At 64.3% G+C, this 16,317-nt stretch carries 13 protein-coding genes; 7 read left to right on the plus strand and 6 right to left on the minus strand.

Annotated features, from left to right (window positions below):
• Nucleotides 1–14 precede the first annotated feature (14 nt).
• The 5 genes from LB536_RS00765 to ftsZ all read right to left on the minus strand — a co-directional run bounded on the left by LB536_RS00765 (nucleotide 15) and on the right by ftsZ (nucleotide 5,377).
• Entirely contained in the window at nucleotides 15–860 is an 846-nt protein-coding gene (locus LB536_RS00765; protein WP_224589739.1) for a carbohydrate ABC transporter permease, read from the minus strand.
• A gap of 30 nt (nucleotides 861–890) precedes the next feature.
• Complete coding sequence (locus LB536_RS00770; protein ID WP_224589740.1) at nucleotides 891–1,736, minus strand: carbohydrate ABC transporter permease; 846 nt, start codon at nucleotides 1,734–1,736, stop codon at nucleotides 891–893.
• A gap of 75 nt (nucleotides 1,737–1,811) precedes the next feature.
• Nucleotides 1,812–3,083 carry an ABC transporter substrate-binding protein gene (locus LB536_RS00775; RefSeq protein WP_224589741.1) on the minus strand — a complete coding sequence of 424 codons (1,272 nt, stop codon included), beginning with the start codon at nucleotides 3,081–3,083 and terminating at the stop codon, nucleotides 1,812–1,814.
• Nucleotides 3,084–3,119: 36 nt separating this feature from the next.
• Nucleotides 3,120–4,163, minus strand: a complete 1,044-nt coding sequence (locus LB536_RS00780; protein ID WP_224589742.1) for a LacI family DNA-binding transcriptional regulator — start codon at nucleotides 4,161–4,163, stop codon at nucleotides 3,120–3,122.
• A 176-nt stretch (nucleotides 4,164–4,339) separates the two neighbouring features.
• Complete coding sequence (gene ftsZ, locus LB536_RS00785; protein WP_140757689.1) at nucleotides 4,340–5,377, minus strand: cell division protein FtsZ; 1,038 nt, start codon at nucleotides 5,375–5,377, stop codon at nucleotides 4,340–4,342.
• Nucleotides 5,378–5,814: 437 nt separating this feature from the next.
• On the opposite strand from ftsZ, the gene LB536_RS00790 reads away from it, so the two are divergent.
• The 3 genes from LB536_RS00790 (at nucleotide 5,815) to LB536_RS00800 (ending at nucleotide 10,366) form a co-directional block, all read left to right on the plus strand.
• Nucleotides 5,815–7,875, plus strand: a complete 2,061-nt coding sequence (locus tag LB536_RS00790; RefSeq protein ID WP_224589743.1) for a N,N-dimethylformamidase beta subunit family domain-containing protein — start codon at nucleotides 5,815–5,817, stop codon at nucleotides 7,873–7,875.
• Nucleotides 7,876–8,063: 188 nt separating this feature from the next.
• The gene (locus LB536_RS00795) at nucleotides 8,064–8,762 is read left to right on the plus strand and encodes a GntR family transcriptional regulator (protein WP_140813540.1); all 699 of its coding nucleotides are present in this window, start codon (nucleotides 8,064–8,066) and stop codon (nucleotides 8,760–8,762) included.
• A gap of 248 nt (nucleotides 8,763–9,010) precedes the next feature.
• The gene (locus tag LB536_RS00800; RefSeq protein ID WP_224589744.1) at nucleotides 9,011–10,366 is read left to right on the plus strand and encodes a glutamine synthetase family protein; all 1,356 of its coding nucleotides are present in this window, start codon (nucleotides 9,011–9,013) and stop codon (nucleotides 10,364–10,366) included.
• Nucleotides 10,367–10,371: 5 nt separating this feature from the next.
• Here LB536_RS00800 and LB536_RS00805 read toward each other — a convergent pair whose 3' ends face one another.
• A complete protein-coding gene (locus LB536_RS00805) occupies nucleotides 10,372–11,232 on the minus strand; it encodes a MurR/RpiR family transcriptional regulator (protein ID WP_224589745.1) in 861 nt (286 codons plus the stop codon).
• A gap of 171 nt (nucleotides 11,233–11,403) precedes the next feature.
• On the opposite strand from LB536_RS00805, the gene murA reads away from it, so the two are divergent.
• The 4 genes from murA to LB536_RS00825 all read left to right on the plus strand — a co-directional run bounded on the left by murA (nucleotide 11,404) and on the right by LB536_RS00825 (nucleotide 16,289).
• A complete protein-coding gene (gene murA / locus LB536_RS00810; protein ID WP_224589746.1) occupies nucleotides 11,404–12,660 on the plus strand; it encodes a UDP-N-acetylglucosamine 1-carboxyvinyltransferase in 1,257 nt (418 codons plus the stop codon).
• Nucleotides 12,657–13,538: an N-acetylglucosamine kinase gene (locus tag LB536_RS00815; RefSeq protein ID WP_224589747.1), complete on the plus strand. Its 882-nt coding sequence runs from the start codon at nucleotides 12,657–12,659 to the stop codon at nucleotides 13,536–13,538. Before murA ends, LB536_RS00815 begins: the two co-directional genes overlap by 4 nt.
• Nucleotides 13,539–13,704: 166 nt before the next feature.
• Nucleotides 13,705–14,628, plus strand: coding sequence for an N-acetylmuramic acid 6-phosphate etherase (murQ, locus tag LB536_RS00820; RefSeq protein ID WP_224589748.1), 924 nt, complete (start codon nucleotides 13,705–13,707; stop codon nucleotides 14,626–14,628).
• A 146-nt stretch (nucleotides 14,629–14,774) separates the two neighbouring features.
• Nucleotides 14,775–16,289, plus strand: a complete 1,515-nt coding sequence (locus LB536_RS00825; RefSeq protein ID WP_224589749.1) for an ABC transporter substrate-binding protein — start codon at nucleotides 14,775–14,777, stop codon at nucleotides 16,287–16,289.
• Nucleotides 16,290–16,317: the final 28 nt, after the last annotated feature.

Below are 16,317 nucleotides of genomic sequence, written 5' to 3' on the forward strand. Positions count from 1 at the left end.
CTCCGTGGCGCGTGTCATCGGTTGGCAATCCCCCACATGGCGAACAGGTATTTTCGAACGGCGAAGATGAAGATCAGCGCCGGCACGACCAAGGCCGCGCCGCCCGCGAATTTGAGATAGAGCGGCGATTCACCGAGGCTTTGCAGCAGGAAGGCGGTCAGCGTGCGGTTCTCGATGGTGAGCACGGCGGCGGCGAACACCTCGTTCCAGGAGATGGTGAAGGCAAACACCGCCGAGGCGGCGATGCCGGGCAGCGCCAGCGGCAGGATGACCTTGCGAAAGGCTTGCCAGCGTGTGCAGCCGAGCGTCCAGGCCGCTTCCTCGAGCTCGACCGGAATGCCTGAGAAGAGCGAGAAGGTGATGAGCACGGCGAACGGCAGCGCCAGCGTGGTGTGGACCAGCGCCAGCCCGATGGCGGTGTCGTCGAGGCCAGTGTGGATGAACATCACCGCCAGAGGCAAGGCCAGAAGCGGCAGCGGGAAGGCGCGGGTCATCAGCACCAGGAAGCGGAAGGTGCCCTTCCCCGGAAAATCGAAGCGCGACAGCGCGTAGCCGGCCGGCGCGCCGAAGCCGATTGCCAGGATCATCGTCAGCGTGGCGACCAGCACCGAGTTCCACAGCGCCCTGGCGACGCCGGCGAAATTGATGAAGAACGACAGGCTGCCGAGGTCGAAGGACGGGAGGAAGCGCTTGGGGAACGCGGTAACCTCGCCGGGCGACGACAGCGCATTGACGATCAGGAGGTAAATCGGCACCAGCACCCAGACGCTGAGCACGATCGCGGTGGCGATCAACAGCCAGTTGCCGGCCTTGCGGGCATCGGCTGACGTGGCGACCTGTGCTTCGGCCACGGCGCTCATATCCTGGCTTCCTTCATATCCTGGCCTCCTTCATATCCTGGCCTCCTTGGGCACGCGTAGCACCCTGAGGAAGAACAGCGTGAAGCCGATCGAGATGGCGAGGATGAGCAGCGCGGAGGCGGCTGCGACATTGCGGTCCTGCAACGTGAATTGCCAGTTGTAGGTCTCGCCCATCAGCACCGGCAGGTTGGTGCCGCCAAGTGCCGCCACCACGGCGAAGACCTCGAAGGCGAGGATGACGCGCAGGATGATGGCCGTCTGCAGGCTGGGGCGAAGCAGCGGCAGCGTGATGCGCACAAAGCGCTGGCACGGGCTTGCCCCGAACACTTCCGCCGCCTCGTAATATTCCTTGGGGATCAGGCCCATGCCGGCGACGAGGATGACCATCATGATCGCGGTGGCCCGCCAGATCTCGGCCAGCGCCACGGCGATGAAGATGGTCAGCTTGCTCTGGTAGCCGAGGAACATGACCGGCCTGTCGACGATGCCGAAACTGGAAAGCAGCGTGTTGAGGAAGCCGGACTGGTCGAAGATGGCGAGCCAGATCAGGCCGGCGGCGAGATCGGAAATGCCGAGCGGGATGGCGAAGACGTAGAGCACGGCACTTCGTCCGGTCTCCAGCCGCGAAACCACGCTGGCCATCAAAAGAGCCATGACCAATTGGATCGGCACGACGATTGCCGCCAGCAGCAGGGTGTTGCGGACGGTGGCGGGGAATTTCCAGCTGCCGGCCATGGTGCGGAAATTATCGAGTGTGAAGGCGCCGTCGCGGGTCACCGCCTCGAAGACGACCAACGCGAATGGATAGAGGAAGAAGATGCAGAGGAACAAGGTCGCCGGCATCAGCAGCAGATAGGGCAGAGCCTTGCCGTGCATGGTGTTCATCCTTTGCGATGCCGCGGCCTGGGCGCCCGGAGTGCAACAAACTCCGGACGCCCCCTTGGGAGGATGTCAGTCGACGGGACAAGCGCCGTCGGATGGCTTGTCGGGCGCCCAGCACGGCGCCTTGGACTGGTCGATGATCGCCTTGAGCGCCGTCGCCTCTTCCGCGAGCACGCCATGCACGTCCTCGCCACCAAGCACGATGCGCTCGAAACTGTCGGTGTAGATCTGGTTGAACTTGCCGCCGAGGTCGCCAAGACCCATCGGCAACAACGCCGGCATCGCATCGGGAGCTCCGGTCATGGTGGCGATCGCCGGGCCGAAAGCCTTCACCGAAGCCGGCATGTCGTCGGGCAGCTTGACGTCGACGACGGGGAAGAAATTGGTCGCCCTGAGCGTGGCGATCTGGGTTTCGGGCTTGAGCATATAGGCGACCAGCGCCTTCGCCTTGTCCATGTCAGGCGAAGTCTTGGGAATGGCGACACCGGCAACGACAGGCATGAAGCCGCGACCGGCGGGGCCAGCCGGGGCCGGGAAAGCGACGAAGTCGTCAGGCTTCTTGTTGAACGCATCGGCGAGCCGCGCGACGTGATCGAACGCCACCCATACCTCACCAGTCAGCAACGGCTCCTGCATGAAGGCGTAGTTGGTCGAGTTCGGGTTGGTGTACTGCCACAATTCCTTGAACTTGTTCCATGCCGTCTCGGCCTCGGCCGAACGGAACTTGGTGACCATCGAACCCGTATAGGACGGATAGAGGAAGCCCTCGAAGAAGCGATGCTTCAGCCCCTTGGGGCCAGCCGGAAAGCCGAATTTCGGCGAACCGGTCTTCTCGGCGATGGTCTTCGACCATTCGATCAACTGGTCATAGGTGATGGTGTTGAGGTCGACGCCTGCGGGCAGGTATTGCAAGGCCTGTTTGTTGGCGGCCATCAGGTAGGTTGCCTGCATCCAGGGCAGGTACTTCTGTTCGCCGGTGCCGAGCATGCCGAGCTTCCTGTAGGCCTCGTTGACCTTGACGCCGCCGACATCGATTCCGGACAGGTCGACGAGGTTCGCGCCGACGGTCGAGAAATCGCCATGCAGGCCGCCCAGCAGACCGATGGTGCCGGAGCCGGCCTGCAATTCGGCCTGCAGGCGGGTGAGCCAGGGACCGTCCTCGGCGACCTGGTAGTCGACCGGACCGTCGAAGCCTTTCAGCACCTCGTCGCGCATCTTCTGCGTTTCTTCGACCGGGCGCGCCTGCGTCGACCAGAACAGCACCTGCTGGGCCTCGGCGCCACCAGCGGCGACCGACAGTGCCAGCGCGGCGCCCGCCAGTGTCTTCAATGCTTTCATCATGGTCTTCCTCCCTGGATACGCGCCGTCATGACGGCATCAGCTTCTTGTTCGCGGCGCGGGCCCGTGGCTTGCCCGCGCAACCAGTGTCGGCCGGATCAGCCGCGTCAGCGGTTTGCCGGGTTGCCCGGCGATGACGGCAAGCAGCATGTCGGCGATTTCACGCGCGCATTGGCGGATCGAGGCGTCGAACGTGGTGAGGCCCGGGGGCGCATAGGCCGAGGCGGCGATGTTGTCGAAACCGATGACGGAAAGGTCGCGCGGCACGACGAGCCCCGCACGCGCCGCCTCTTCCATCACCGTCAGCGCCAGTTCGTCGAAAAGGGCGATGACGGCGGTCGGCCGGCCAGGCCCATGCAGCATCTGGTTGACGGCCTGGACACGGGCTTCATGGTCGAAGCGCGGTGCCGTCGCCACGTCGAGGCGCACCGACGGGTCGCCTCGCCGGGCGATGGCCGCGGCAAGACCGTCCTGCCTGAGATGGCGGAAGGTCATCGGCTCGGAGATCGTCACCAGGCCGAAATGGCGGTGCCCGAGATCATAGAGCATGTCGAAGGCTTCGCCGAAGGCGTGTGCGCCGTCGGTGTCGAGCCAGTTGTAGCCAAAATCGCTGTCGAGCAACCTGCCGTGAGCGACAAACGGAAAGCCGCGCTCGCGCAAATAGACCAGGCGCTCGTCGATCTCGGCGATACGTGTGACGACGACGCCGTCGGCGCGCCCGGATTCCACGACATGGCGCAGCACGGACAATTCCGAATGGCCGAGTGCGGCGGTGGCAAGGATGAGGTCGGCGCCATGCGACACCAGCCCTTCGCCGAGCCCGGTGACGAATTCGCCCAGAAAGGAATCGACAAGATTGGGTCCGCGTATCGGCAACACCAGGCCGACGAAACCGCTGCGGCCGGAGACCAGCGTGCGCGCCGCGGTGTTGGGCACGTAGCCCGCTTGGCGCGCCGCCTGCGCGACACGCTCACGGGTCTTGAGCGCTATCTGCTCATGGCCGGCAAGCGCTCGCGAGACGGTCGTGATCGACAGGTCGAGGCTGGCCGCAAGCTCCTTCAGCGTGATGACGCGGGTCGTCACCGATCCTCCCTTGAACGAGTTTGAAACGTTTGTAATTGGCTTTTGCGAAAATGCAAACGTTTTAAATCGCGATCAGACGATCTTGTGCCCGGGTACGGAACGCAGCGAGCACGAGGCGGCCCGCGCAATTCCGCAGGCCGCCTGACCGATGCCAGCCGATTTGAAGGGAGCAGCCCTTACTGCAAGGTCCGTGCGGCGGAAGGTAGGGAATGATCCCGCGCGATGCCGGCATCGGCGTCGCCCTCGGCGAGCGAACGATCGAGGCCCGTCGCCACCACCGATACCCTGAAGCGGCCTTCCATGCTCTTGTCGAAGATGGCGCCGACGATGATGTCGGCGTCCTCGTAGACTTCCTCGCGGATGCGCGTAGCCGCCTCGTCGACCTCGAACAGGGTCATGTCCCTGCCGCCCGAGATCGACACCAGGACGCCCTTGGCGCCCTTCATGGACATTTCGTCGAGCAACGGGTTGGCGATCGCGGCTTCCGCCGCCTTCATCGCCCGGCCGTCGCCCGAGGCCTCGCCGGTTCCCATCATGGCGCGGCCCATGCCGCGCATCACCGATTTGACGTCGGCGAAGTCGAGATTGATCAGGCCTTCCTTGACGATGAGGTCGGTGATGCAGCTGACGCCGGAATAAAGCACCCGGTCGGCGATGACGAAGGCATCGGCGAAGGTGGTTTTGGCATCGGCGATGCGGAACAGGTTCTGGTTGGGGATCACGATGACCGTGTCGGCGGCCTCGCGCAGCCGCTCGATGCCCTCTTCGGCCATCTGCATGCGGCGCCTGCCCTCGAAGGTGAACGGCTTGGTGACGACGCCGACCGTCAGGATGCCGGCCTTGCGCGCCGCCTGGGCGATGATCGGAGCCGCACCGGTGCCGGTGCCGCCGCCCATGCCGGCTGTGACGAAACACATGTGCGTGCCGGCCAGATGATCCATGATCTCGTCGAGCGATTCCTCTGCAGCGGCACGGCCGATCTCGGGCAGCGAACCGGCGCCAAGGCCTTCCGTGACGTGCGCGCCAAGCTGGATCAGCCGCGTCGCCTTGGACATGGTCAGCGCCTGGGCATCGGTGTTGGCGGCAATGAACTCGGTTCCCTGAAGCTGTTCCACGATCATGTTGTTGATCGCGTTGCCGCCGCCGCCGCCGACACCGATCACGGTGATCTTGGGTCTCATCTCGGAGATTTCCGGCTTCTTGAACTCGGCCATGCCTGCTTCTCCTTCGCCAACTGCGTGCGCTTCACGTCCCACAAGCAGACCGCCTGCAAGACATTGCAATCGAGCGGCATGACGCGAATCAGTCCGTTCGGATGGGTACCCCAAAAAGCCAGAGAGCGAGCGGACGTGCAAGTGCGGGAAAGGTCAAGATTTGTGATGAAGAGGTCGAGCTACGAGAACGATTGTCCGGTTTTGGACGATCGCGATAGTGTCGCCGTAGATCAGGCACCACGCGGATGCCTGTCGATGGCTGGGTAGAACCCGCCTTGGCCGGTTGTCTCAATAGCCAGGGCGAGATCTCCGCGGACTTCGTCAGCAATCAAAGCTAGAGGTATATCCCCTCCAGAACCCAAGGGTGTGAGAGAATTGTCCAGCTTGCCATCCATGAGATTGCGACCGCCGGGATCGCAGCGCGGACGTTTGCGGCGATGAAACGCCCCGTCGATCACGGCGCCATGGCCGTCTCGGGCTATACCGTTCCCTGGCATACAGCGGCCGGAACACCGGTCGCCCTTCATGTCTCGTCGGCGCGGCAGGTACGCGACGTGCACGTCGTGCGGCTCGACACGCCCGCGGCCGAGCCGATGGGCTGGCGCGTCGAGTCGACAGGAAATGCCGTGTCGCATCGGGACTTCGATCATGGATCCTTCCTGAAGATCGCGGCGACCGAACTGGCCAAGGCCACCGAGATCGAAGGCGTCGCCTTCGAAGTGTACTTGACCCGCAATGATGGCGCCCGCGTGCTGTTCGAGAGCGGAAACCTGCGCCTCGGCCTGCAGGACGGGCGGCTGATGTCAGGCGACCGCGGCAAGCCGCTCGATAGCGGCGTGGCCTTGCCGGCAAACACCTGGCTCAAGGTCGAGATTTCGTCGAACGACGGCGCGGCCGTGCTGCGGATCGATTCGGACGATCTCCTGTCGTCGTTTCACCTGGATCATCGATTCGACCTGCCATGGCGCCCGCTGACCGGTGACATGGTCTTCGGTACCAGCGCGGCTAACGATGCCAGGTCGCTCAATGCGAAAATCTCTGCGATCTCCCTTCAAACCACGGCTGGTCGTATCGCCTGGACGTTTCCGACCCTGCTGCCGAGCGGCCCGCTCGCCTCGACAGGCACCGATCGCGTCCTCTTCCTGGAAACGATCAACCAGCCCGCCTTCTGCATGACCTCGCGGCGCTGGGACGGGTCGTGTTTCGACCCCCGCCTGGTGCCGTCGCATTACGACGCCGTGCATTGCCACGACGACGACATGGGCGCGTTGCAGTGGCCCGCCTCATACCATGCGCAAATCTCCGCCGAAGCATCCGCCGGCGTCTATGCCTTCGAGGTCAGCCATGATGCCGGATCGGAGCGCATCGTCTTCTTCATCACTTCGTCGGTACGCCGCGCACCGCTGTTGTTCCTGGTGCCGACGGCTACCTATGTCGCCTACGCGGATGAATTCTTGCCGGGCCATCTCTACGAATGGAGGTGCGAGGATCGCGGCCATCGCTTCGCCATCGACAACAATCTGAGGTCGCTCTACGACTACCACAGCGACCTCAGCGGCGTGTCGATCTGTTCCACCAGGAAGCCGAAGGCGACGCTGCGCGACGACTACAAGTACCCGCTGTGCGGCTGCCCGCACAACCTACCGGTCGACCTGCACTTTCTGCGCTTCTGCCACAGCAACGACATTGCCTTCGATCTCATCACCGACCGCGACCTGCACGAGCGGGGCCTTGCCGGGTTGCAGGACTATCAGGCCGTCATCACCGGCAGCCATCCCGAATACATGTCGGTCGAGATGGAACATGCCTTGCGCCAGTTCGCGGCGGCGGGTGGCAGCATCGCCTATCTCGGCGGCAATGGCTTTGCCGGCAAGGTGGCGTTCCAAGACGATCTGATGGAACTGCGCCGCTCGCCGCTGGAGGCGGGCCGGACCTGGGACGGTCCCATCGCCGAGCAGTCGCTGTCGATGACCAACCAGCCGGGAGGCTATCTGCGCGCCAGCGGGCGCGGCGAGTTCTCGCTGACCGGCGTCGCCATCTCGCTGATGGGGTTCGACGGCGCGCGGCCTTTCACACGCACGCCGGAAAGCCGTCAGCCTTCGGCCGCGTGGTTGTTCGACGGCGTCGCCAGCGAGACGTTCGGCGACGAGGGCATCGTGCTTGGTGGGGCTGCCGGCTACGAGGTCGATGCCACCGACCCGCATCTGGGCACATCCCCCGACACCATCGTCATTGCGCGCGCGACCGGTTTCCCGGACAGCTTCGTCCATGACGCGACCCGTTGGTACGAGGGAGGTGACAGCGAGCGCGACGGGCGCCGCTGCGCGGAGATGACGCTGCGCCATCTGCCTTCGGGCGGTTTGATCTTCTGCGCGAGTTCGGTCGCCTGGTGCGGCGCCTTGCCGGCGGGCGACGCCATGAACGACGTCGGCCGGATCACCAAGAATTTGCTGACGCGTCTGGCGGCGGCAGAGAGCCGGCAGGCCCCGGATCGGTAGCCCGGAAAGGAAGGCAAACCACTGCACTCGCGCCGGTTCCAGCAGTTCGCTTGCCGCGCAACGATCGAAGCGTCTATCATGCCTGATCAATCGGCGGCTTGGGTGTTCCCGCCATACCCGGCTCAAGGTTTGTCCGCGGCCGATGTCGTCAGGTCATTTTCAGAACAGATAAAGTAGCGCCCTCGCCAATGGCCGACAGAACACATTTCGGCTTGACCGCCGTCGACACCGTGCCCTTGCACGAGAAGGTCTATCTGGAGCTCGTGCGAGCCCTGATGTCGGGCCAATTCCTGCCCGGCCAGAAGCTGACCTCGCGCAAACTCGCCAAGGAACTCGGCACCAGCGACATGCCGGTGCGCAGTGCCTTCATGCGGCTGCAGGCATTGCGGGCGTTGAGCCCGATGCCGAACGGCAGCGTCGAGGTGCCGGTGATCTCGGCCGAGCGGTTTTCGCAACTGACCGCCGTGCGCACGCTCCTCGAAGGCCCGGCGACCGAGCTTGCAACGAAACTCATCAACGGCAACAATCTGCGGGCGATCCGACGCCATTGCACCGAATTGACCCTGGCGGCCCGCAAGGGCGATATCGGCGACTATCTCAGGAAGAACCACGACTTCAAATTCTCGATCTATCGCCATTGCGGCAACGAGCAGATGATCTTCCTGATCGAAACGGTGTGGATGCAGGTCGGCCCGTTTCTCCGAAACCTCGCCACGGGGTTCGAGGACGACCTCTCCTCCATTCTGGACATCGACTATCACGAGGAAGTCGTCGCGGCGATCGAGGCACAAGACGGCGCGCGGGCGCGGGCGGCCATCGTTCGCGACATCGACGAGGGCGCGACCCACATCCTGCGGCAGGGCAAGTTCCCGGAAGCGAGGAGCTAGACCGGTGTCTCCTGGACACGTCACCAGATGCCCCTTGGCTTTCCCTTGCCTTGTCGCTATGTTGCGATCGCAAATCGCGCAATTGGTTCCTGAAATGCCTCCCGACATCCCAGCTAATGATTTGAAAAAATGAAGGAAACTCTTCCGACTGACGTCGGAGATACCTTCATGAACTCATCAGCTGTCTTGTCGTGAAATAGGGTGGCCGCCTCAGGCGCTGCACCGCAGGGAACCAGAGGTAACGGAAATTGAGCGATGCAATTGCGGACGTTTTGAATTGGCTCGAGAGCCGAAGCGACATCCAGAGCCTGAGGGCCGCGGTGTGCGACCTCAACGGCATCATGCGGGGAAAGCGCATCCCGGTCGAGCAGGCCCGCAAGGCGCTGGAAGGCAAGCTGCGCATGCCCTATTCGCTGATCGGGCTCGATGTCTGGGGCGAGGACATCGAAGGCAACAGCCTGGTCTTCTCGACCGGCGATGCCGATGGCCTTTGCCAATGGACGGGGCGTGGCATTCTGCCGGTGGAATGGACGGCGCATCCGACGGCACTCGTCCCGCTCTGGCTCGCCGACGAGAGCGGCGCGCCCTATCTCGGTGACCCCCGGCGGGCACTGGCCCGCATCCTCGATCGCTACAAGGCGCTCGGCCTCACTCCGGTCGCGGCGACCGAACTCGAATTCTACCTGGTCGATCCGCAATCGCAGCGGCCGGTCGGACCGGTCTCACCGGTCACCGGGCGGCGTCTCGATTCCGACGCGGCGCTGTCGATCGACGAGATCGACGATTTCGAAGCCTTCATCCACGACATCTACGAAGCCTGCCGAGCGCAAGGCATTCCCGTCGATACGGCGATTGCCGAAAACGGCGTCGGCCAGTTCGAGATCAACCTGAACCATGTCGCCGACGCTTTGCGAGCGGCCGACGATGCGGTGTTGTTCAAGCGCACGGTGAAGGGCATTGCCCGCAAGCACGGCTTTGCCGCCTGCTTCATGGCCAAGCCCTATGGCGACCGCGCCGGCAACGGGTTTCACGTCCATTTCAGCCTGGTCGACGGCGAAGGGCGCAACGTGTTCGACGACGGCACCGACCAGGGCTCCGACACCATGCGCCACGCGGTCGGCGGGCTGCTGGCGGCAATGGCCGAGAGCACGCTGGTGTTCGCGCCGCATTTCAATTCCTACCGCAGGCTACGCCCGCGATCCTACGCACCGACCGCGGTCGCCTGGGGTTACGAGAACCGCATGGTCGCGATCCGCATTCCCGGCGGCCCGACCGGGGCGCGCCGTATCGAGCATCGCGTCTCGGGCGCGGACGCCAACCCTTATCTCGTGCTTGCCGCCATACTGGGCGCGGCACTGATCGGCATCGAGAAGCAGATGTCGCCGGGCGACCCGGCGGGGAATGACGGACAAGGCGTTGTGCCTGCCAAGCTGCCGCCGGACTGGGCGTCGGCGATCGCGACCTTCGAAGTCGGGACGCATGTGGCGGAGATCTTCCCGGCAATCCTGCGCGACTCCTTCGTCGCCTGCAAACGCCAGGAATTGAATACGTTTGCCCTCAACGTCAGCGACTTCGAGATCGAAACCTATCTCGAAAGCGTCTGAGACTTTTACGTCGAGCGCTCGGCCTTCAGCACCGTGACCGCCGCTTCGCTGTTGTGAACATAGTCGTTGGCGTCCGGCTGCTTCTGCACCAGCAGGATGAACAGAAGGTCGGTCAGCGTCAGTTGCGCGTCGCGCGCGGTGATGGAGGAGGAGCGCGCGCGTTCCTCGTCGGCGATGGTGTAGAGGCGAATGTCGGCGACCCGGCTCAGCGGATTATCGTGCAGGCCGGTGACGGCGATCACCGTCGTGCCGCGCTTGGCTGCAAGCTCGGCGATGCGCAAGGTTTCGATGCTGGCGCCGGAATAGGAGAGCGCGAACAGCACATCGCCAGGCCCGAGCGTCGAGGCGTTGGCCATCTGGATGTGGCTGTCGCTGTCATGCAGCACATTGCGGCCGAGCTTCATCAGCTTGTAGGAGAAATCGCGCGCCACCAGCGAGGAGGCGCCGACGCCGACCAGATGGATGCGCCGCGCGCCATCCAGCAGCTCCAGCGTCCTGGAGATGACGCGCTCGCTGTTGGCGGCGACGGTCCGCTGCATCGACAGCAGCTTGCTGCCGATCAGCTTCTTCAGGATGACCGGAAAGCCATCGCCGACCTCGATCGAGCCGTGGATGACGCCGGCCGGCACCTGCCAATCCTGCGCCTTGGCCTCGCTGACGGCGAGCTTGAGTTCCTGATAGCTGGCATAGCCGAGTTTCTGGCTGAACTTGACGACGCTCGACTGGCTGCGGCCGATCTCGGCCGCGAGTGCGGCCGTCGACAGCCGCAGCATCTGGTCGGGATTGTCGACGATATAACGGCCGATCTCGCGATCGCTGGGCGCCATGCCGTCGAGCTTGGCATTGATCCTGCTTAAGACGGACACGGAATCCCTCGCTGTTCAGACTTGCCAGACGAGGAATAAATTATTCCAATTTCGATTGACAGCCAAGAACGCAGAATTAATTCTCAAACCTGACCCGGGTCACCGCTCGGGATTTGGAGCAGCTTTCCCAGGCAGGTTGCCGGTGTGAGCCTCATCGTCAAGGTATCAGCCATGGACAGATTGCGGATCGTCGGCGGACAGAGACTGCAAGGCGCGGTCACCATATCGGGCGCCAAGAATGCCGCCTTGCCGCAGATCGCGGCCGCACTGCTCAGCCCCTACCCGCTCGAACTGACCAACCTGCCCGATGTGACCGACGTCGAAAACATGCTCGGCGTGGCAAGGCTTCACGGTGCCGAAGTGACAAGGTCCGCCCATGCCGCGACCATCGACACAAGTGCCGCCGTTTCCAAGGAAACGTCCTACGACACGGTGCGGAAGATGCGGGCGACAGTGCTGGTCCTGGCGCCGTTGCTGGCGCGGTTCGGCCACGCCCGGGTTTCGCTGCCGGGCGGTTGCGCGATCGGCGCGCGGCCGGTCGACATGCATGTCGCCGCACTCGCCGCACTCGGCGCCAGGATCGCCATCGAGAACGGCCTGATCGTCGCTTCGGTGCCGAACGGATTGACCGGCACCCGCATCGTGCTCCCCTCACCATCGGTCGGGGCGACGGAAACCGCCATGATGGCGGCGACCGCGGCCAAGGGCGAAACCGAGATCCTCAACGCCGCGCGCGAACCGGAGGTGGCCGATCTCGCCGCTTGCCTCAACGCCATGGGTGCGCGCATCGAGGGCGCCGGCACGCATCGCATCCTGATCGCGGGCGACACCAACTGGCACGCCGCCAGGCACGACATCATCCCCGACCGCATCGAGGCCGGCACCTATGCCATCGCGGCTGCCATCACCGGCGGCCAGCTCGAACTGACGCACGCCCGGCTCGAACACATGGCTTCGGTGGTGCAACTGTTGGAGGCGACCGGCGTCAGCGTCTGGCCGGGCGACCGTGGCCTCATCGTGTCGCGCGACCGGCCGCTCAAGGCAGCCGACCTCACCACGGAACCCTATCCAGGGTTCCCGACCGACCTGCAGGCGCAGTTCATGGCGCTGATGTGCTGCGCGCAGGGCGCCTCGCTGCTGCGCGAAACCATCTTCGAGAACCGCTTCATGCATGTGCCCGAACTGATGCGGCTCGGCGCCAACATCAAGCTGCAAGGCACCATGGCCCTGGTGCGCGGCGGCGAGAAGCTGCATGGCGCGCAAGTGATGGCCACCGATTTGCGCGCTTCGGTGTCGCTGGTGCTGGCGGCGCTGGTCTGTGAAGGCGAGACCATCATCAACCGCGTCTATCACCTCGACCGCGGCTACGAGCAACTGGACCGCAAGCTGCGCCTCTGCGGCGCCGACATCGAGCGGCTGGGCGCATGAGCGGCGGCGCGATTTATTTTCTCGGCGTCGATGGCGGCGGCACCGGTTGCCGCGCCCGGATCGAGGACGCGCAAGGCATGGTGCTGGGACAAGGCCTGTCGGGTCCGGCGACGACGCGGCTCGGCATCGAGGCAGCCTGGGCCTCCATTGCGAAAGCCTTCGGCGCGGCGATCGAGGAAGCAGGTTTCGCGCCGGCCGAGACCGCCCGGATCCATGCCGGAATCGGTCTTGCCGGCATCGGCCGCAAAGGCGCGCTGGAGGCGTTGCGGGCAATAGCGCACCCCTTTGCCAGCATCGACTTCGTCAGCGACGGCGTCGGCGCCTGCCTTGGCGCACATTCGGGTCAGGACGGCGCCATCGTCATCGCCGGGACAGGCTCGATCGGCCTTGGCTTTGTCGGGGGCCGCGACCTGCGCGCCGGCGGCTATGGATTTCCGATCTCCGACGAGGGCAGTGGCGCAGACCTCGGACTGAAAGCCGTGCAGCTGGCGCTGCGCGCCCATGACGGCCGCCACGAACGGACGGCGCTGCTGGCGGAGGTCATGCAACGCTTCGCGGGCGACCCTATGGAGGCCGTCGCCTGGATGGACCGCGCCAGCGCCACGGACTATGCCGCGCTTGCACCCATGGTGATGCGCCATGCCGACCAGGGCGACCCCGCCGGACGCCGCATCGTCCAAAGTGCCGCCGAGCAGATCGACACGCTGGTTCGGGTGCTGTTCGAAAAAGGCGCGCCGCGCGTGACCTTGCTGGGCGGTCTAGCCAGCCCGCTCGAGCCCTGGCTCTCCCCCGATGTGCGCCGCCGCCTGAAGCCCGCTGACGGCGACGCCGTGTCCGGCGCGATCATTCTTGCGAAGAGGTCGGTCTGCAAGGGATAGCTGGCAGAGCAGGAATAAAATATTCCAAATCTCTGTTGACGATGCGAATATCAAATTCTAAAAAGTTAACAAAGGTAAGCTGCTGTGGCGGACCGAGGGTCCGTTTGCACTGGTTGCCCGTCGGGCCATGCCGAACGCCGTACAGCAGCATTTTGAAAGCACTGGGATGACCGAGCAAGGGTTGATGTCTGAGCTGGACCGACTGGTTTCCGAAGGCCGGAACCCGGGGACCGTCGACATCGACCTGCTGCCGACCATCGACGTGCTGCGCCGGATTAACGACGAGGACAAGCTTGTCCCTGTGGCCGTCGAAAAGGTGCTGCCGGAAATTGCCGCCGCGGTTGACCGCATCGTGCTTGCCTTCCAAAAAGGCGCGCGGCTCGTCTATATCGGCGCCGGCACCAGCGGCCGGCTCGGGGTTCTCGACGCTTCGGAATGTCCGCCGACCTTCGGCGTGCCCGAAGGCATGGTGGTCGGCCTGATCGCCGGTGGGTCCGACGCGCTGGTGCGCTCGCTCGAAGGCGCCGAGGATGACCCGAAGATGGGCGTCAGGGCCTTGCAGGACATCACGCTCACAGCTGACGACGTGGTGGTCGGTATCGCGGTCAGCGGGCGCACGCCCTATGTGATCGGCGGGCTGACCTATGCCAGGCAGATCGGCGCGACGACCGTCGCGCTGTCCTGCAATCCGGCATCGACCATTGCAGGCATCGCCGACATCGCCATCTCACCCGTCGTCGGCCCCGAAGTGCTCACCGGCTCGACGCGGCTGAAATCGGGAACCGCGCAGAAGCTGGTGCTCAACATGCTGACCACGGCTTCGATGATCCGCATCGGCAAGAGCTACCAGAATCTGATGGTCGACCTGAACCCGTCGAACCGGAAGCTGGTCGCCCGCGCGGTCAGGATCGTCATGCAGACGACCGGCTGCACCGCGCCGCAGGCGCGACAGGCGCTCGAGCGGACCGGCAATGACGTCAAGCTGGCGATCCTGGTGACCACCACCGGCCTCGATGTCGAGGCGGCGCGGACGGCACTGGTCAAAGCCCGAGGGTTCCTGCGAAAGGCGATCAGCGACGAAGCGGCCTGAAGCAGGTGGGACATGACGGCTGAAGCCGCTTTAGACAAGACGGGGTGAAGCCGCCTAGACTGGGCCGATACTCCAAAGCATGTGTGCCTTGGAAGCGGTCGACAGAAACTGCAAGGCATCAAGTCAAGTCATAACGGGAGACGAAAATGGTAAGGCACCTCACAAGAACACTGCTGTCGGGCATCACCCTTGCCGCTATGCTCGGCATCGCCTCGGTTTCGGCGCAGGCGGCGACATTGCACATGGCCTGGTCGCAAGACGCCACCGGGCTTGATCCGCACAAGCAGACGGCATTTTCCTCGCTGCGGCTTTTGGAGCTCATCTACGAGCCCCTGGTGCGGCTCGACGCCAGCCTGCAGATCATCCCTGCCGTCGCCACCTCCTGGGAGTTTTCGAAAGACGGCAAGGAGCTGACCTTCAAGCTCGATCCCAAGGCGAAATTCCAGGACGGCACGGCGGTGACCTCCGCCGACGTCAAGGCGTCGTTCGAGCGCATCCTCGACGAGAAGACGGGTGCCGCCGCCCGCGCCAATTTTCTGTCGATCGCCAGCATCGACACGCCGGATGCAGGCACCGTCGTATTCCACCTCTCGCAGCCCGACGCGCCGATCCTGACGGCGATGAGCGACGTCAACGCGGCCATCGTTCCGGCGGCTGAAATCAAGGCAGGCTCGATCGGCACCAAAGCGGTCGGTTCCGGCCCGTTCAAGCTCGACAAGTGGGACCCCAACGCCAAGGAGGTCTTGAGCGCCAACAAGGACTGGGCCGGCGGCGCGACCGGCGTCGATGGCATCGAGATCAGCGTGCTGCCGGACGAGGCGGCGATCCTCGCGGCCATGCGCACCAAACAGATCGATTTCGCCCTGCTCAACGACCCGCTGGTCGCCACGCTCGTGCCGAAGGAAGCCACCCTGCAGCTCAACCGCGTGCCCGTGCTTGCCTACAACGTGCTGCAGCTCAACCCGTCGCGCAAGCCGATGACCGAGCTCAAGGTGCGCCAGGCGATCTCCTGCGCCATCGACCGGCAGGAGGTGCTGGACACTGCTGCGCTGGGCGAAGGCAAGGTCACCGGGCCACTGACCATCCCGGCGTTCGCCACCGATCCGAGCCAGTTGTTCTGCTACAAGCGCGATGTTGAAAAGGCCAAGAAGCTGATGGCCGAGGCCGGCTTTGCCGACGGCTTTTCGGCGACCGTGATCGGCGCCACCGGCGAGCCGCCGACGGCGGCGGCCGAAGCCCAGGTCATCCAGTCGCAACTCGCCGAGATCGGCGTCAAGCTCGACATCAAGATGATGGAGCTCAACGTCTATGTCGACGCCTGGCTGAAAGGCGATTTCGACATGGCGATCGCGCTCAACGGCGGTCGTGCCGACCCCTATACGATGTACAACCGCTACTGGACCAAGGCCGGCAATCTGCAGAAGGTGGCGAACTACATCGACGACACGCTGGACAGCCTGATGCAGCAGGGCCGCGCCGAGACCGACCCGGCCAAACGCAAGGTGATCTTCGCCGCGTTCGAGAAGCATCTCGCCGAGATATCGCCGTGGATCTGGCTCTACACCTCCTACAGCTACACGGCCCAGCAGAAAAACATCGCCGGATTCGTGCCGACGCCGACCGGCACGCTGTTCAGCCTGAGCAAAGTGACGATCCAATAGCGCCGGATTCGGCAACGGGACGAGAGGT

It is taken from the genome of Mesorhizobium sp. ES1-3, assembly GCF_020164795.1.
Taxonomy (GTDB): Bacteria; Pseudomonadota; Alphaproteobacteria; order Rhizobiales; family Rhizobiaceae; genus Mesorhizobium.

Excerpts from the sequence above, each read along its gene's own strand:
- LB536_RS00770 (WP_224589740.1), bottom strand. The coding sequence starts at position 1,736 with ATGCACGGCAAGGCTCTGCCCTATCTGCTGCTGATGCCGGCGACCTTG.
- LB536_RS00790 (WP_224589743.1), top strand. The coding sequence starts at position 5,815 with ATGAAACGCCCCGTCGATCACGGCGCCATGGCCGTCTCGGGCTATACC.
- LB536_RS00775 (WP_224589741.1), bottom strand. The coding sequence starts at position 3,083 with ATGATGAAAGCATTGAAGACACTGGCGGGCGCCGCGCTGGCACTGTCG.
- murQ (WP_224589748.1), top strand. The coding sequence starts at position 13,705 with ATGACCGAGCAAGGGTTGATGTCTGAGCTGGACCGACTGGTTTCCGAA.
- LB536_RS00765 (WP_224589739.1), bottom strand. The coding sequence starts at position 860 with ATGAGCGCCGTGGCCGAAGCACAGGTCGCCACGTCAGCCGATGCCCGC.
- LB536_RS00815 (WP_224589747.1), top strand. The coding sequence starts at position 12,657 with ATGAGCGGCGGCGCGATTTATTTTCTCGGCGTCGATGGCGGCGGCACC.
- LB536_RS00795 (WP_140813540.1), top strand. The coding sequence starts at position 8,064 with ATGGCCGACAGAACACATTTCGGCTTGACCGCCGTCGACACCGTGCCC.
- murA (WP_224589746.1), top strand. The coding sequence starts at position 11,404 with ATGGACAGATTGCGGATCGTCGGCGGACAGAGACTGCAAGGCGCGGTC.
- ftsZ (WP_140757689.1), bottom strand. The coding sequence starts at position 5,377 with ATGGCCGAGTTCAAGAAGCCGGAAATCTCCGAGATGAGACCCAAGATC.
- LB536_RS00825 (WP_224589749.1), top strand. The coding sequence starts at position 14,775 with ATGGTAAGGCACCTCACAAGAACACTGCTGTCGGGCATCACCCTTGCC.